The sequence below is a fragment of the Desulfovibrio sp. 86 genome (assembly GCF_902702915.1).
In the GTDB taxonomy this organism is placed as follows: domain Bacteria; phylum Desulfobacterota; class Desulfovibrionia; order Desulfovibrionales; family Desulfovibrionaceae; genus Desulfovibrio.
The window spans coordinates 2,877,423-2,892,751 of the sequence record NZ_LR738849.1; the positions used below are offsets into that span (position 1 = coordinate 2,877,423).

Sequence of the window (15,329 nt, forward strand, 5' to 3'; positions counted from 1 at the left end):
GACAAGCGCGGCAGCCGTTTCCTCCCCCACAAAACATTTCATCGTATTATCACCCTACTGCGCCTTACTGCAGTAAGGCGTCCAGCGCGGAGGCAGAGAGACGGCGCGGCTCAAGCCGTCGGACGGGCTCAACGCCCCAGCGCCGCAGAATGTCCAGCGCCATGTCTTCTCCCTTGTCCAGGCATTGGGCCACAGCGGGCGAAAGGGGCGCGCCCAGGGTCATGGCCGCAGGCTGCGCCCCGATAAGGGCGCACTGGTCGGGCATGTTGCCGCGCAGTGTGGCAAGGCCGAGAACCTCAGAAAAACTGTTCTGGTGCGGGCCGATTTTTTGGGCCGTGAGGTAGGCGGGCACCTGATCCCGCAAGACCATGTGCCCCGGTTCCAGGCCAAAATCCACAGCATCCAGCACAAGCAGTTTGTCCGCGCGTTCAACGTGGGTCAGCAGGGTTTGCCCCTGGGTGCCGCCATCAACGATGTCCACATGGTCGGGAAAGTCCCAGTGGGAATAGAGATTTTGCGCCAGCCTGACGCCATAGCCTTCGTCGCCGTAGAGAATGTTGCCCAGTCCGATGATTACTACCGCTTCCATGAAGTGTCCTGTTACGGTGCAGGTTGCGCCTGCAAGCAGAGGGCGGCCCTACTAGAGCATTTACACTTTTTCAAAGTTAAAATGCTCTAGTGCGGGGCCGCCCTGATGTATGGTCGAAAGGGCTCAGGGCTTGCGCCGCTCCCTGTATCCGCTGAACATGCCGGAAACCAGGGTGGTCTTGCCCATGATTTCTTCGCGTATGACCATGTAGATATGCACGGTCACAAAGGTGACCAGCAGCAGCATGCCAAGGCGGTGCAGGCTGCGCAGTTCCTGGTCATTGCCGCCGATCCAGTAGGCGAAGTCCAGCACAAAGAGGAAGGGCCTGAAAAAGGCCTGATGGCTGCTTTCAGCGTACATGCCAAGGCCAGTAAGCATGATGACAAGCATGAAGACCATGCCCACGGCCATTCCGGCCTGGGCTAGGGGATTGTGCCCTATATAGGCGCGTGGTTCCTTGTCCAGAAAAAGGTACCAGCGTATGTCGTGCCACAGTTCGTTCCACCAGGTTTTGCGCCAGACCGGCAGGATGATCAGCTCGCGCGAGTAGCGGTTGCCAAAAAGGCCGTAAATGTAGCGCAGCACAGTGGATATGATGAGCACAAAGCCCGCGATGAAGTGCGCCATGCGGGTATAGCCCATGTAAAAGGTGTCGTAGGCTGAGGTGCCTGCCACGGAAAGCCAGGGTTTGCCAATGATATAGCCCGTGACGATGAGCACGCACACGCAGATGACCATGACCCAGTGCCAGATGCGGATGGGCAACTGGTACACATATATGCTCTTGCCCAAAGGCATTTCAGGCGGATTTTCTTTCATCTCGCTCATGAGATTTCTCCTACGCTTGGGGCGCTTGTGCGCCGGGGCGTCAAAGGGCGGGGCTACATGCCCCGATCCATGCGCACAGTAAGCAGGTCTTTGCCGTCAGGCCCGATGATGTGGGTCGAGCAGGCCAGGCACGGGTCAAAGCTGTGGAGCGTGCGCAGGATTTCCAGAGGCTGCTCCGGAATATCCATATGCGTGTTCATAAGCGAGGCCTCGTAGGCGCTCAGCTGGCCGTCGGGGCTGCGGGGCGCGCCGTTCCAGGTGGTGGGCACCACGCACTGGTAGTTTTCGATCTTTCTGTCCTTGATTTTGACCCAGTGGCCAAGCGCGCCGCGCGGAGCTTCGGTAAAGCCCACGCCCCGCAGTTCTGTGGTGGGCCAGGTTTCGGGCTTCCACTTGGCGGTATTGGCCGTGGTGCGTATGCCGTTCTTGAGGTTGGCAATAAGCCTGTCATAGAAATAGCGCATTTTTTCCGCAGACCAGGCCAGCTCCAGAGAGCGGGCGGCGATGCGCCCCAGGGTGGACTGCAGCACGCTGACGGGCACGCCGCCCGCACGGCCCAGAAAGTCGTCAACCAGGCCCTTGATTTCGTCATTCTTGCGGGCATAGCCGATGAGCATGCGGGCCAGAGGGCCGACTTCCATCTGGTGTCCGCGCCACAGGGGCGTCTTGAGCCAGGAGTAGCGGTCTCTTTCGTCCACCTGCTTGAGGTCCGTGGGCGTTCCCTTGATATTGGGGCCGGGGTTGTAATGCGGCTCGGTGATGCCTTCCCAGGGGTGCAGTCCGGTCTTGCCGGCAGGGTAGGTTTTGTACCAGGAGTGGTTGACCGTTTCCTGAATTTCTTCAGGATTGGTAAGGTTAACGGGCAGAACCTGATCGAATTTGCCGTTGATGATGGCCCCTGAGGGCAGAAGCAGACTTTTGTCGCTGAAATCATTGGCAATGCTGGGAATGGCGCCGTAGGCCAGTACCGAGAGCTTGGACAGCCCGCCGCCGATATTGAGCCAGTCGCCATAGAAGCTGGCCAGGGCCAGGGTGTCGGGAATCACCACCTGCTGGGCAAAGGTGCGGCAGCGCTCGATGACCTGGAGGATGAAATCCAGACGTTCCTGATTGATGACGTCGGCAGCGCCCACGCCGTCAATGTTGAGCGAGCAGGGCACGCCGCCCACCAGCCAGTTGGGATGCGGGTTTTTGCCCCCAAAGATGGTGTGGATGTGCACCACGTCCTTCTGGAAATCCAGAGCTTCGATATAGTGGGCCACAACCATCAGGTTGGCTTCGGGCGGGAGTTTGTAGGCGGGGTGGCCCCAATAGCCGTTGGTGAAGATGCCGAGCTGGTTGGAATTGATGAGCTTGAGCAGCTTGTCCTTGACGGATTTGAAGTAGCCCGGTGAAGAGTTGGGCCAGGGCGACAGTTTTTGCGCCAGCTCCGAGGTGGCCTTGGGATCGGCGGTGGAGGCCGAAACCACGTCCACCCAGTCCAGCCCCGTCAGATGGTACAGATGCACCAGGTGGTCATGGTACATGAGGCAGAGCTGCATGAGGTTGCGGATGATATTGGCGTTATCGGGGATTTCAATGCCGAGAGCGTTTTCAACGGCCTGCACGGAAGCCAGGGCATGGGTGCCCGTGCACACGCCGCAGATGCGCTCGGTAAAGGCCCAGGCGTCGCGCGGGTCGCGGCCTTTAAGGATGATTTCTATGCCGCGAAAGATGGTGCCGCAGGAAACGGCATTGGTGATGACGTTGTCGTCATTGATGTTCACCTCGCAGCGCAGGTGTCCCTCGATGCGGGTCACGGGGTCCACAACGAGGCGGCGGCCCGCGTCAACAACAGTATATCCTTGCGTAGTGTATTCGTAGGACATGGGTGCGTTCCTTAGCTCTTGCTGGTGTCGTCGTTAACTTCCGGGGCTTTTTTCTTGTCGCAGCAGGCATGGCGGACCATGGTCGCCGCGCCGTGAATGGCCACGCCTGCCGCCACACCGGCCACAGCGGCAACGCCCACGGTTTCGGCCGTGGAGTTGGTGCCCATGTGCGGGATGGTGGTGATGCGGTCATAAAAGGACTGCTGATCCCAGAAGTTCTGTTCCGAGCAGCCGATGCAGCCGTGCCCGGACTGGATGGGGAAGGAAACGCCGTTGTTCCAGCGGGTGGAAGGACAGGCATTGTATGTGGTGGGCCCTTTGCAGCCCATTTTGTACAGGCACAGGCCGGAGCGCGCGCCTTCGTCATCCCACGACTCAACAAACTGTCCGGCGTCGAAGTGGGCACGGCGGTAGCACTGATCATGCACGCGCACGCCGTAGAACATTTCGGGCCGTCCCTGTGAATCAAGGTTCGGCAGCCGGTCAAAGGTAATGATGTAGGTCAGTATGGAGCTCATTACCTCAGGGATTGCCGGGCAGCCGGGAACCTTGATCTGCGGTTTGTTGGGAAAAAGCTTGTGCAGGGGGGTTGCGCCGGTGGGATTGGGCGAGGCCGCCTGCACGCAGCCCCACGATGCGCAGGTGCCCCAGGCCACAACGGCCTTGGCGTGTTCCACGCCCTGTTTGAGCTTTTCATAAAAAGGCTTGCCGCCGTCAATGCAGTACATGCCCTGCGCGTTCAGGGGCACATTGCCTTCAAGGGCCAGAATGTACTGCCCCTTGTATTTTTCGATGGCCTGCTCGTACGCGGCGTTGGCCTGATCGCCAGCGGCCGCCATGATGGTGTCCTGATAGTCCAGAGCAATCATTGAAAGGATGATGTCCGCCGCAAGGGGATGGGCGGTGCGCAAAAAAGATTCGGTGCAGCAGGAACAGGAAAGTCCGTTGATCCAGAGCACCGGCAGACGAGGTTTGGTGGAAAGGGCCTGGGCGATGGCCAGATCCGCGCCGGGGCCAAGCCCCATGGCAACGGCGGTGAGTGCGCAGAATTTCATAAAGTCTCTGCGGCTTACGCCCTTATTTCGTAAAACCTCGGCGGTTGTTTCAAGACGTGCCATAGTTACCTCAACGCTTGCTGGTTGGAAGTGAGCCGTGAGGGGTGCGTTATGCAGCAAAGGAGGGAAGCGGTCCGGCTTCCCCAGACCAGATTAACTTTGAAATGCTTCACATTTCAAAGGTTTCATTCAGCCGAAAATGCGATTTTCGGCTGAATCCACGCCACGTTGTGGCGCGCTGCACTCTTGTACAGCGATAGAGCATTTAAGCTTTTTCAAAGCTACAATGCTCTATGCCATAAAAGCTACTGTTAAGGTTATAGTTCAGCTTGCTCAAAGGCAAGAGAAAAATAATATTACAGACTTGCGATCATAATGGCAGGTTTAGCATGAAAGCATACTGCATAAAAATAAACAAATATTTAATTATAGATATGCATGTTTATACGATGCGGGCCAGCATTTGCGCCGCAAAAAAAGGGGGGCGAAAGCCCCCCTCTGGTCAGCTCAGGCAAGCGTGGCTGCCTGTGTCATTCCATCTTTTTTGTGTATTACTCTTCTGCGCCTTCTTCGCCTTCAAACTTGATGAAACCGGGCTCCACGTTGGTCATGGCGTTGACAATGAGTTCCACCAGACCGCCGTAGGCGAAGTTGTTCTTGGTATACAGGTCGTTGTGCTCAAGGATTTCGCGGATCTGGCCCTTGCAGTTGGAGCAGGGGGCGCAGATGTACTTGCGGGTTTCGGGACCAAGGCAATCCTTGAAGGCTTCGGCAATCTGCCACATCTTTTTGCGGCCGGAGATGTTGCCGCGCCATTGTTCGATGTTGTTGCGGGTCATGATGGCAAAGCCGGAACCGCCGCCGCAGCAGTAGTTGTCCACACCGTGATGGGGCATTTCACGGAACAGGGGCGCAATCTTGCGGATGATTTCGCGCTGGGGCTCAACAATGCCCATGAGGCGCACCACGTTGCAGGGGTCGTGCAGGGTCACGGGAAAGTTATTGCGCGAGGGGTCAAGCTTGAGGCGGCCGCTCATGACGATGTCACGCAGGGTGACGTAGCAGCTTTCGCGCGGAACCTGGTATTCAAAGGGAATAACGCGGTCGGCAATGACCGTAAGGGCTTTGTGGGCATGGCCGCACTCGCCGATGACGATCTTTTTCACGCCCAGTTCCTTGGCGGCCATCATGTGTTGCAGGGCGATGCGGGCGGTCTGCGCGTCGTCGTAGAACACGCCGTAGTTCACGCCGTCATAGGCAAGAGCCTTGCTGGAAAGCGTCCACGAAAGGCCCGCTTCCTGGAAGATGAGGGAGAAGGAGGCGATGTTTTCAGGCCAGGCCATGATTTCACCGGCATTGTGCAGCAGCATGATGTCCGCGCCCTGCACGTCAAAGGGCGTGTGGATGCCCACGCCGGTGATTTCCGTGTAGTCTTCGTCGATGAATTCGACGTTTTCCTTCACCACTTCGGGCGTCATGCCCGTGGAGGAACCGGCCTTCATGTGATTCATGGTGCCGCGGTCGTGCAGTTCGCGGGGGTAGATGCCCATTTCCTGGCTGAACAGCTTGCGGATTTCGCGGGCCAGCAGGCCGTTGTCAACGCCGATGGGACAGGTCTGGGCGCAGCGGCGGCACAGGTTGCAGCGGTAGGCCAGTTCGCCCAGGCGCGCCACGGTCTTCCAGTTCAGGTCCATGTCGCCGTAGCGCCATTTTGCCAGAGGTTCCTTCTTCACATACTGCTTGTAGATGCGGCGGAAGATTTCGGAACGGAAGTTGGGGCGGTACATTTCATTCTCGCCCGACATTTCATAGAGATGGCAGGCTTCGGAGCAGGAGTTGCACTGGGCGCAGTAGTCCATGCTGGTTTCAAGTGAAGTAGTCGCGATTTGATCTGACAGTTGTCCCTTGAAAAGCGAGGGGAACTCCGTTTTGATGGAAGTGTAAACGTACCATCAACCGGGCACAGCGCCCACGGAGTTTCCCCATGGAAAGTTTCAATCAAAACGTCATCAAACACAAGACCGGACTTCTCAACCTTGCTGCCGAACTCGGCAATGTCTCCAGAGCCTGCCGCATCATGGGCTTTTCCAGAGATACCTTCTACCGGTATCAAACAGCACGAGACGCCGGAGGCGTTGAAGCGCTGTTTGAGGTCAGCCGCAAAAAGCCCAACCTGAAAAATCGCGTGGAAGAGGCCACGGAACTGGCGGTGTTGGATTTTGCGATAGCCTTCCCTGCTCATGGGCAAGTGCGGGCCAGCAACGAACTGCGCAAAACCGGCGTATTTGTGTCGCCGTCAGGGGTGCGTTCCATCTGGTTGCGCCATGACCTGGCCTCAATGAAGCAGCGCCTGAACGCCCTGGAGAAGAAGTCCGCTGAAGAGGGCATTGTGCTCACCGAAGCCCAGGTACAAGCTCTGGAGCGTAAAAAACACGACGATGAGGCTTGCGGCGAAATAGAAAGCCATCATCCCGGATATCTCGGCAGTCAGGACACATTTTACGTCGGCACCATCAAGGGCGTCGGCCGTATTTATCAGCAAACCTTTGTGGATACCTACTCTAAGTGGGCGGCTGCCAAGCTCTACACTACCAAAACACCCATCACCGGAGCCGACCTGCTCAATGACCGGGTTTTGCCATTCTTCACTTCAATGGAAATGGGCATTATCCGCATGCTGACGGACAGGGGCACAGAGTACTGCGGCAGACTGGAAACGCATGACTACCAGCTTTATCTGGGCATAAACAACATAGAACACACCAAGGCCAAGGCGCGGCATCCGCAGACAAACGGCATCTGCGAACGTTTCCACAAGACCATCCTGCACGAGTTTTACCAGGTTGCCTTCCGGCGGAAACTGTATAACTCTCTGGAGGAACTGCAGGCCGATCTGGATGTCTGGATGGAACATTACAACATCGAAAGGACACATCAAGGGAAAAAGTGTTGCGGCAGAACGCCATTGCAAACACTCCTTGACGGAAAACAGATCTGGAAGGAAAAGGTCGGACAACTCAACTAACCTGACAATCGGAACCATCAAAACGGAACCGACTGTCAGATCAAGTCTGAACTACTACATTTCAAGCATGGGCAGAAAGGTCCAGTTGTTTTCCTTGGTGAACAGTTTGCGCATGCCGGAGAGGAACTTGTTGACCAGCTCTTCCTCTTCTTCACGGCTCTTGGGCTTGGGGATGTTCAGCACGCTGACTTCATCAAGAATACAGGCCGTGTTTTCCTTCTGCTCGTCGGTGAAGGGCTTCCAGGGCATGGTATGCATATCCACAGCCAGTTCGGGGATTTCCTTCAGGTCAATGCTGACCATCTGCCCCTCGACGGTGGAAACGTCAGTCAAACGGAGGTTGTCTTTCATGTCTGAAACTCTCCCTAGTCTTCTTTCTTTTCTGTGGGGTTGGTCGTGGCGACGTCTACCCAGCTCTTGGGGGCGCCATCACCTGAGATATGCTTGGCCGACCAGGTCACGTTGAACTTGAGGGCCTCAAGGATTTTCTGCTTGTTCTTCTCGCTGTAGCTGGTGGGTTCATCGCCCCAGCGGATGTCATGATAGGTGAAGTACTTCATGAAAACGTGCCCCATGTGCGTCATGGGAATCCAGATAAGCAGGAAGAAGCCCACCAGCAGGTGCAGGCTGAACAGCACGCTGGTCTGCGGGGCGAAGTTGAGGGTAATCAGGTTGTAGATAAAGGTGCGGGCCAGTTCGAAATACGAGGGCGAAAAAGCCCAGGCGGCCAGACCAAGAAGGCCGAAAACAATGAAAATGACCAGATTGAAGTAATGCTCGGGCGTGCTGTAGCGGCGCAGGCCGTCGTCGTTGCGGCGCCTCTCGATAAGGCCGATGCCGCCGATAATGATGCACAGCGTGCCCACCAGCACCATGGCATTAATGACGTTGCCCACAAAGAGCATCAGTCCGCCCTGCGGGTTCAGCCCAAAAAGCTGAGCAATGGCAGCGCAAAGCACAATTATTGTGCCGCCCATGAGCATGTACATGCCCACGTGGAAGGGATACGAGCGCACCCACAGCTTGATGTTGTGTTCAAATGTGGCGTGGAGGAAAAGCACTTCAGTGAGCAGCGCCTTGATGTCGCCCCAATGTGAAATGTGACGCGGCTTGGTCCACCAGTCCTTTTCTTCCATGAAGCTGCCGCCGTAGACGGTTTTGCTGCCTTCATGCGGGACGGGGTAAAGTTCCCAGCGCACATGCAAGGGGCTGGCGGCCATATACGACCTGATTTTCAAGTATGCCATGCAAATAAAGCCGGCTACCGCCAAATAGCCCAAGATGTAAAACAAAATGGTCATGCGTTTTCTCCCGTAGAGTCAAGATGCCGCTGAAACGTGGGTTCGACGGGCCCGGCCCAGCCGTGCGCCGCTAAAAGCCCGGCATGCGTCTGCTTGCCTGCAACCTCTTCTTAAAAGGTACCGGGTATGCGATTATGGCGGATAGCCTCTGTTGAGAACTGATCACAATAAGCCATGGAGTCAAGTTGCCCGGTGGCCCTCCTGATACCTTAAATATAAAAAAATGCAAAGATTTCAGAAGGATTCATCATGACAATTTTAATCAAGATTAAGATAATTTTATTTAAGTAAATCAACAAGATTAAGCTCAAAAATCAGTTTTGCGCAAGCAAAAATATTTTTTTTCTGCGATAAAAGTAAAAGCGCCTAGGTTGGATGCTATCTGACTGCTGAAATAGTACTAAAAAACTATGTAATGAGCTGAATGAATGATCAATCTATGTAAATTGCAAGGCAATAGAGTCGTTTAAAGAGACGTGATTAACCAAGTGTTGCGATATGAAAAGATAACAGGCAATAATAATCAATGTTTATTGTTGCTTGCCAAAATGGCTCTGCAAAGCGGGTATGCGGAAAGGGGGGCAGATGAGCAGGATCGCGCTGATTGCGGGGAGGAGACCAATAGGCAGCCGCACGGTGGGGCGGTCAAGGGGAACAGGCAGAATGGCGACTTGGGGAGTGACCGGGCCGAGGGGCCATAGAACAAAAGGGATTCAAGAAGGAATAGGGGAAGTTGACCGAATTCAGGGGGGAATGGCAGGAATGAGGAAGTGGTGGGGCACTCAGGAGCGTGACGTAATGCCCGTACTCAGGGAGTGGGAAAGGCAGGGTACAGGAAAAAGCGGGGAGCGTTGCAGGGTAGGAAAAGCCGACAGATGCCCGGGGTCCGTGCCGTCGGAGTGCAGCCAGTTTCACGGTGATGGGGCGATGGTATAGGCGGGCGCTGGCCTATCCAGCCGCAGCGCTTGTGCTGGCTACACCTCGGTGCGGGCGGGGCCGCTGGCCTGCAGGCGTGGATACGCCGCTGGGAGGTGGTTAACGCCGTAGGGATGTAACGTAGCCTTTGAGAGAAGCCGTGTGCTCACAGCAAATAGTCATGGGCAAAGGAACGCGCTCTAGGGGCAGGACTTCCGAAACTGCTGCAGCACGTGCCCCAAAGCGTCTTCTGTCCAGACGCTCATGGAGTTGCGCACGCTCGTGAAGGGGAATGAAAGAGGGCAGGCCCTCGCTGGTCAAAGCAAAAGCCGGTCATCGTGCATGAGATCGCGAAGGGTAATGGATTCAAACACGCCATCAAGCGTCGCTTGCAGGCTTTCCCACGCCTTGCGTACTTCGCAGGCATCAAAGCGTGAACAGTTGCCAGGTTTTTCAAGGCAGCCGCTCAGCTCAATGCCCCCTTCCATCAGACGCACGATACAACCAAAAGTAAGATCTTCCGGTTTGCGCATAAGGACATGCCCACCCTTGGCGCCGCGAACACTGCCTGTGATGCCCGCCAGCCGTAGCTGCCGCAAAATTTGTTCAATAAACTGAGAGCTGATGCCAGTTTTACTTGCGAGCAAGCTTGAAGAAACCGGTTTTTCAAACCCATTGTTTGCTAAGTACAGTAGAATACGAGCTGCATAGCGCGTTTTGGCTGAAAGCTTCATTGCGTATCCCCCATGGAGCAGTGGTAAAAGGGGAAATCAAAAGGAACCTATGGCCTCATCACGCTGAGACAAAAGTTCGACGTCCGAAACATAAGCGCGTGTGGCAGATAGTAACATCAACGTAGCAATTATGATACAACTTTTTTCAGATTATCGTGTAGCTTGAGAAAACATTCACAGTTATTTTTGGCGTCCTGTGCTAAGGACAGGTTTCAAGAAAGGATCGCCCAAGTCCGCTTGACGCCCATAGTGGCTTACGCTAAGAATCATGAGTAAAGCAGTCTAAATTAGATGTATCGGGTATCGTCAACTTTATCGCCTCCCGCTAAATAAGGAATAACTATGCGTATTTCCACAATGTCCTGTCATGCGCTGCATTTGCTGTTGTGCCTTTCTGAACAAGATCAGGACATGCCGGCATCCGCTTCCGAACTGGCGGCCTGTACGGGTATTTCTGAAAAGTTTGTGCAAAAAATCATGCGCTTGCTTCAATCTGAGGACATTATCAAGAGCGTAAGGGGCATCGCCGGGGGGCACATGCTTGCCCGCAACCCCGATTCCATAACGCTGGCGGACATAATCAACGCAGTGGAAGGTGGCATTACCCTGCCCGGCGTCAACAGTGAGGCCCCAGTCGGCAAAGCCGCCTTTGACGTTTGGGACAAGGCTGCCATGACCCTGCACAACTCTTTGGATGCGGTGACGCTCAGTTCAGTTCGTAAGAGCGCCGGGTTTTCGCCGCGTCATGCTGCTCATCGCAAACAAGGCCACTCAGTCACCAGACGACCAGAATCAGAACCCGGAGGCGCCAATGCAAAAGCATATTCTCTTGGTAGACAGCGATGCCGAAAGCCTAAACAGGATGTCGCAAGTCTTACGTCAATCTAACTACCAGGTAAGCGTCGCGTCCAGCTGTGACGAAAGCCTGCATTTGGTCAACAATTGCAAACCGGACTGCATCATCTTTGATGTTGAGCTGCAGGGCACTTCGGGCACCATCTTGTACAGTCGACTGCGCAGGAATTCGCAAACGCGTGATATTCCGGCCATTGTCTGTACAAACGTGGGGCCGAGGCCCGTCTGCTTTGGAACTGGGGTTCCGGTTTTGAGTAAAAACTGCCCAGGCGATGTGTTGCTGGGCGCTGTTTCTGCCGCTGTAGCCTGTTAGCTCGCCGCCCAACACGGTTTCGCGGTGTTGGGCCAGCATGGCCTTTGCGTGCGGCATGGCTGCGCTGAAATTTTTTTGTTGGCCGGGCAATGGGATCGTTGCCCGGCCAACGGGCATAGGTGCGCCCTTGCAAAGCAGAACTGCGGTCGGCAAAGGACAAAGCGACGCCGTTCTGCTGATTTTGCCTTACTCCAGTTCGTTATGACGGATGTGCGGCGGCACAATGATCATTTCTGCCAGCAGGGGCTTCAAGAAAGACCATTTGATCTTGTGTTCTTCATACACTTCCATCATATCGCGAATGGCGTCCCAGCAGTTATGGCAGGGGGTGATAACCAGTTCAGCGCCAGTGGCCTTGATCTGATCCAGCTTGTTTTTGAGCCCCACATTGCGTTCCTGGCGGTACTTGCCAATGCCGTTAAGGCCGCCCCCGCCGCCGCAACAGAAGTTGTGGTCGCTCTTGGGGTCCATTTCTCTGAAATCTTCAGCAATATAGCTCAGGATTTCACGTGTGGCGCTGCCCAGGCCGTGGTTGCGCACATAGTTGCAAGAGTCTTGCAACGTGCAGGGAACCTTGATTTTCTTCGTGGGATCAATCTTGAGTCTGCCAGTGCGCAGCATTTCGGCCACCCACTCCACATAGTGCATGAAGCGCACCGGCGGATCCCCGCTTTCACGTCCGGCCCAATAAGGGCCTTCAACCACGGTGGCGCGATGGGCATGGCCGCATTCCGTTCCCACAACCACTTTGGGTTTGAGGCGATCCACAGCGGCGTAAATGCGCTTGATATTTTGCGAGCAGCCTTCCCAGTCGCCAGCGAACATGCTTAACGAGGTGTTTTCCCATCCTTCGCGGGGCACCGTCCAGTTGGTGTCGGTCACGCTGAAGAGAATCGCGGCCAGGGCGATGTCTTCAGGATAGTGCTTTACCTCACGGGCGTTAAGAACATACATGACGTCGGCATTTTCTTTTTCCACAGGGATTTCAAGATCAGGCCATTCTTCCTGCTGTTCTTCCACCATCCATTCGCAGGTTTCCAGCCAGTCTTCTTCGGTCACGTCCATCTGCGCGCCGTACACGCGGTGCATGCCGGAACCGATCTTCATTTCCCAGGGAATAAAGCCGTGCTTGAACAGTATGCCGCGCAGGTAACTGAACATGACGCCCGTGTCTATGCCGTGGGGGCAATAGACGCCGCAACGGTTGCAACAGGTGCACTTGCCCCAGGCCGCATCCATGCACTTGATCATGAATTCGGTGTCAACCTTGCCCTTGCGGCGCAACATTTCGCCCAGGGTGGCCTGAATCTTGTACGACGGAATCTGGGTGGGATCATTGTCGCTGGTTCTGTAGAAAAAGCAGCTGTCCGCACACATGGCGCAATGCGCACAGACACTTAGCCATGTGCGGGTGCGCGATTTACAGGTCTGTTCAAGATCGCGGGCCAGGGCTGCCTGGTCCACTTTCATTTCCTTCATCTGGCTATAATATTGCGCCCCGGCCTTGTCCTTCAGCAGTTCAAGAATGCCTTCTTTGGTGGTGACTGGGGTCGGGGTGCAAAGCAATTCGGACATAATCCGCTCCTTTCAGACGAAAAAATAATGATACAGGTTCCCGCTTACCAGGGAAAAGCGCCGCCGCGGGTGGCTCCGCCCCTTTTGATGGCGAAGTCCATGCCGAGCTGGGCACGTGACATAAAGAAGAGAACTATGTGCGAAAGCTTGGTGAAGGGAGCCAGTATAAGGAAAAGCTCACCACTCAGAACGTGCGCCAGCATCCAGCTCTGGTAGGCGGGCATGTCCAGCCGCGCCATAAGCCCGGTGGCAAAGGGCAGAAATGTCAAAAGCAGTACGAGCCAGTCCCCGCCGCTGTTGAGTTGGCGCAGTGCAGGCGAAATCATGCGGCGTATGGCCAGCAGAACGATGGCCACTATGCTCATGACGGAAAAAATGTCGGCCAGTGTGCCGGGCAGCGAAGGCAGTATTATGCCGACATAGCGCTCAAGCAGCACGGTATGGCCAAGCAAAAAGAGCGGAACAAGCACGGCACCGAAGTGCAGAAGAAAAAATAAAACAGCGGCTACGGGCTGTGTTCTCCAGCCGTCGGTTCCACCGGGGATCAGCCATTTGAAGATTGACGCAAAGATGCCTGCGATGGAGCGGTTGGCATGGTACCGGTAGGCCACGCGTTCAAGGCGCCAGTCCAGACCGTTTACGTACCAAAAAACGCGGGCCAGCATGCCGACCACAAAGATCACGAGTGAAATGACAAAAAGGGGTCCGGTAATAAAATCAACCATCTGATTTTGCCTCCTACTTTCTTTCTACCTTGTACGTGACAGCCAGTTACTTATTGGCGGCATTCTCAGATGCAATGCGCTCGCTATGACAGGTCCGGCAGTCCACAAGGCGGGGCCCCTTGGCAAGTTTGACGTGACATTCGGTACAGGTAGCGTGCAGATAGTCCATCTGTTTGCGTGGAGCGACGTTTCTGACGTTTGCGAACGATTCGGCTAGGCCTTCGTCCGTCATCTGGTGGCAGGTTGTGCAGTCCTGCCCTTTGTCTGCCAGATAGGCAATGTGTTGATCGTGTGTGAAGAAGACCGGCGGCATTTTTTTGGCACTGAAAGGCGGGTAGGTGAAGGGGATGCGCTCCTCACCGTATGCTTCGCCCGAAGACAGCACCAAGCCGAAGGTCAAAAACAACAGGCAGGGGAGAGTGATCCAGAGTCCGATGTGTTTTTCCTGCATGGTGAATCCTTACTTCCTGGCATAATCCTAATGATGTTGCCCCGGTATAAACCAGGCCGGCGCAAATTATAAGGAAATCCCGAGCCCACGCATCGGGATTTCCCCTGGTTTTGTGCTTATCTACGACTTGGCCCCATGAAGCGACTCAGCCGCGTTGCGCATGAAAACAGCGCATTTGTAAGGCTCATTCTTCATACACCTCATGGCAAACGCTGCCGAAAGGTAGAGAAAAAGGCGGGATTCATAGTCCAACCTGTTGGTTTGCAACCAGTGATCATGAGGCGCGTCACCCTGTGCAAGAGCTTTGGCCCGATTGAGGTCTTCCGCATACGCATCGCCAGCAAGCTTGGAATACAGTTCGCAAATTTCTTCCGCCAGGTACTCACGTTCTGATAAGGCAGACATGGCAACCCCCTTGCGTCACGCGCAGTTACGCCTCACTGTACATGAGGCACTGATAAAGAGCAATTAATCATTCTTATTCTTGAGCAACTTAATCACTACCAAAAGATTATTATATAAAAAATACTGCGTCAATAAAGTTTCTATTTTTTTGCACTAAAAAATTATAACTAATTTGACTTGTTAAACATAAAAGTGGACTTAAAAGATATAGTATTTTTGTCACAATCTTGCTCTTGTATGAGAATTCTGGAGACGCTTTGCAGACGTAAATCATATTTTTTTACTCGAGTTACCGTTTGAACATTCAATTTTTACTTATCAAATTAGTATTATTTGTATTTACGTGAATACATTAATATTTTTTTTCTATTTTAGAGGCGCTTGTGGCTCAAAGCAGTATGGCCATCAGCAGTACTCGTGTTCCAACGCATGTGACTACATGAAACAACAGGTCAGAACCCTGACGTGAGCGAAAACCATCATAAACTGAGCTTTTTATTATACTGAAATATAAGAATTTTATTGTTGATACAATTTTCACAAGTGAAGAGGCCACATTAGCCCGAAAGTCCCCACCCAGGAAGGCAGGTGGGCTGCGTTGTGGGCTGCCTACGCGTTTCCAGCAAGGAGGGACGCCCGCGTGGCAACAGGCGGGCGAGGATCTGTAAGGATGAGCGCCCGCGTGGCAGC

Annotated in this window: 15 protein-coding genes; 3 read left to right on the forward strand and 12 right to left on the reverse strand. The window is 54.5% G+C overall.

The window, feature by feature from the left end:
* Positions 1–64 precede the first annotated feature (64 nt).
* The 5 genes from hybD to DESU86_RS11815 all read right to left on the reverse strand — a co-directional run bounded on the left by hybD (position 65) and on the right by DESU86_RS11815 (position 6,199).
* A complete protein-coding gene (gene hybD / locus DESU86_RS11795) occupies positions 65–589 on the reverse strand; it encodes a HyaD/HybD family hydrogenase maturation endopeptidase (RefSeq protein ID WP_179981222.1) in 525 nt (174 codons plus the stop codon).
* Between the two features lie 123 nt (positions 590–712).
* The gene (gene cybH / locus DESU86_RS11800; protein WP_179981223.1) at positions 713–1,417 is read right to left on the reverse strand and encodes a Ni/Fe-hydrogenase, b-type cytochrome subunit; all 705 of its coding nucleotides are present in this window, start codon (positions 1,415–1,417) and stop codon (positions 713–715) included.
* 53 nt (positions 1,418–1,470) lie between these two features.
* On the reverse strand, positions 1,471–3,285 hold the full coding sequence (locus tag DESU86_RS11805) for a nickel-dependent hydrogenase large subunit (protein ID WP_179981224.1): 1,815 nt from the start codon (positions 3,283–3,285) through the stop codon (positions 1,471–1,473).
* Between the two features lie 11 nt (positions 3,286–3,296).
* Positions 3,297–4,403, reverse strand: coding sequence for a hydrogenase small subunit (locus DESU86_RS11810; protein ID WP_179981225.1), 1,107 nt, complete (start codon positions 4,401–4,403; stop codon positions 3,297–3,299).
* Positions 4,404–4,891: 488 nt separating this feature from the next.
* Positions 4,892–6,199, reverse strand: a complete 1,308-nt coding sequence (locus DESU86_RS11815) for a (Fe-S)-binding protein (protein WP_232088355.1) — start codon at positions 6,197–6,199, stop codon at positions 4,892–4,894.
* A 125-nt stretch (positions 6,200–6,324) separates the two neighbouring features.
* Here DESU86_RS11815 and DESU86_RS11820 point away from each other — a divergent pair, with 125 nt between their 5' ends.
* Positions 6,325–7,365, forward strand: coding sequence for an IS481 family transposase (locus DESU86_RS11820; RefSeq protein WP_072312028.1), 1,041 nt, complete (start codon positions 6,325–6,327; stop codon positions 7,363–7,365).
* 54 nt (positions 7,366–7,419) lie between these two features.
* Here DESU86_RS11820 and DESU86_RS11825 read toward each other — a convergent pair whose 3' ends face one another.
* From DESU86_RS11825 to DESU86_RS11835, 3 genes are all read right to left on the reverse strand, one after another.
* Positions 7,420–7,716 (reverse strand): hypothetical protein, encoded by a 297-nt coding sequence (locus DESU86_RS11825; protein WP_232088356.1) that lies wholly within the window; start codon positions 7,714–7,716, stop codon positions 7,420–7,422.
* A 14-nt stretch (positions 7,717–7,730) separates the two neighbouring features.
* Positions 7,731–8,585, reverse strand: coding sequence for a respiratory nitrate reductase subunit gamma (locus DESU86_RS11830; protein ID WP_232088357.1), 855 nt, complete (start codon positions 8,583–8,585; stop codon positions 7,731–7,733).
* 1,313 nt (positions 8,586–9,898) lie between these two features.
* Positions 9,899–10,315 carry an RrF2 family transcriptional regulator gene (locus tag DESU86_RS11835; RefSeq protein ID WP_179981227.1) on the reverse strand — a complete coding sequence of 139 codons (417 nt, stop codon included), beginning with the start codon at positions 10,313–10,315 and terminating at the stop codon, positions 9,899–9,901.
* Between the two features lie 342 nt (positions 10,316–10,657).
* Between DESU86_RS11835 and DESU86_RS11840 the strand changes: the two genes are divergently transcribed.
* Complete coding sequence (locus DESU86_RS11840) at positions 10,658–11,203, forward strand: RrF2 family transcriptional regulator (protein ID WP_179981228.1); 546 nt, start codon at positions 10,658–10,660, stop codon at positions 11,201–11,203.
* Positions 11,178–11,483, forward strand: coding sequence for a response regulator (locus DESU86_RS11845; protein WP_232088428.1), 306 nt, complete (start codon positions 11,178–11,180; stop codon positions 11,481–11,483). Before DESU86_RS11840 ends, DESU86_RS11845 begins: the two co-directional genes overlap by 26 nt.
* 186 nt (positions 11,484–11,669) lie before the next feature.
* Here the strand turns inward: DESU86_RS11845 and hmcF are convergent, their stop codons facing one another.
* From hmcF to DESU86_RS11865, 4 genes are all read right to left on the reverse strand, one after another.
* Positions 11,670–13,058, reverse strand: a complete 1,389-nt coding sequence (gene hmcF, locus DESU86_RS11850; RefSeq protein ID WP_179981230.1) for a sulfate respiration complex iron-sulfur protein HmcF — start codon at positions 13,056–13,058, stop codon at positions 11,670–11,672.
* A gap of 44 nt (positions 13,059–13,102) precedes the next feature.
* Positions 13,103–13,783 carry a sulfate respiration complex protein HmcE gene (hmcE, locus tag DESU86_RS11855; protein WP_179981231.1) on the reverse strand — a complete coding sequence of 227 codons (681 nt, stop codon included), beginning with the start codon at positions 13,781–13,783 and terminating at the stop codon, positions 13,103–13,105.
* A gap of 46 nt (positions 13,784–13,829) precedes the next feature.
* A complete protein-coding gene (locus DESU86_RS11860) occupies positions 13,830–14,234 on the reverse strand; it encodes a cytochrome c3 family protein (protein WP_179981232.1) in 405 nt (134 codons plus the stop codon).
* A gap of 120 nt (positions 14,235–14,354) precedes the next feature.
* Positions 14,355–14,639 (reverse strand): hypothetical protein, encoded by a 285-nt coding sequence (locus tag DESU86_RS11865; RefSeq protein ID WP_179981233.1) that lies wholly within the window; start codon positions 14,637–14,639, stop codon positions 14,355–14,357.
* Positions 14,640–15,329: the final 690 nt, after the last annotated feature.

Bases quoted from the DNA above. Each gene is read 5' to 3' on its own strand.
- hybD (WP_179981222.1), bottom strand. From the start codon at position 589: ATGGAAGCGGTAGTAATCATCGGACTGGGCAACATTCTCTACGGCGAC.
- cybH (WP_179981223.1), bottom strand. From the start codon at position 1,417: ATGAGCGAGATGAAAGAAAATCCGCCTGAAATGCCTTTGGGCAAGAGC.
- DESU86_RS11805 (WP_179981224.1), bottom strand. From the start codon at position 3,285: ATGTCCTACGAATACACTACGCAAGGATATACTGTTGTTGACGCGGGC.
- DESU86_RS11810 (WP_179981225.1), bottom strand. From the start codon at position 4,403: ATGGCACGTCTTGAAACAACCGCCGAGGTTTTACGAAATAAGGGCGTA.
- DESU86_RS11815 (WP_232088355.1), bottom strand. From the start codon at position 6,199: ATGGACTACTGCGCCCAGTGCAACTCCTGCTCCGAAGCCTGCCATCTC.
- DESU86_RS11820 (WP_072312028.1), top strand. From the start codon at position 6,325: ATGGAAAGTTTCAATCAAAACGTCATCAAACACAAGACCGGACTTCTC.
- DESU86_RS11825 (WP_232088356.1), bottom strand. From the start codon at position 7,716: ATGAAAGACAACCTCCGTTTGACTGACGTTTCCACCGTCGAGGGGCAG.
- DESU86_RS11830 (WP_232088357.1), bottom strand. From the start codon at position 8,585: ATGGCCGCCAGCCCCTTGCATGTGCGCTGGGAACTTTACCCCGTCCCG.
- DESU86_RS11835 (WP_179981227.1), bottom strand. From the start codon at position 10,315: ATGAAGCTTTCAGCCAAAACGCGCTATGCAGCTCGTATTCTACTGTAC.
- DESU86_RS11840 (WP_179981228.1), top strand. From the start codon at position 10,658: ATGCGTATTTCCACAATGTCCTGTCATGCGCTGCATTTGCTGTTGTGC.
- DESU86_RS11845 (WP_232088428.1), top strand. From the start codon at position 11,178: ATGTCGCAAGTCTTACGTCAATCTAACTACCAGGTAAGCGTCGCGTCC.
- hmcF (WP_179981230.1), bottom strand. From the start codon at position 13,058: ATGTCCGAATTGCTTTGCACCCCGACCCCAGTCACCACCAAAGAAGGC.
- hmcE (WP_179981231.1), bottom strand. From the start codon at position 13,783: ATGGTTGATTTTATTACCGGACCCCTTTTTGTCATTTCACTCGTGATC.
- DESU86_RS11860 (WP_179981232.1), bottom strand. From the start codon at position 14,234: ATGCAGGAAAAACACATCGGACTCTGGATCACTCTCCCCTGCCTGTTG.
- DESU86_RS11865 (WP_179981233.1), bottom strand. From the start codon at position 14,639: ATGTCTGCCTTATCAGAACGTGAGTACCTGGCGGAAGAAATTTGCGAA.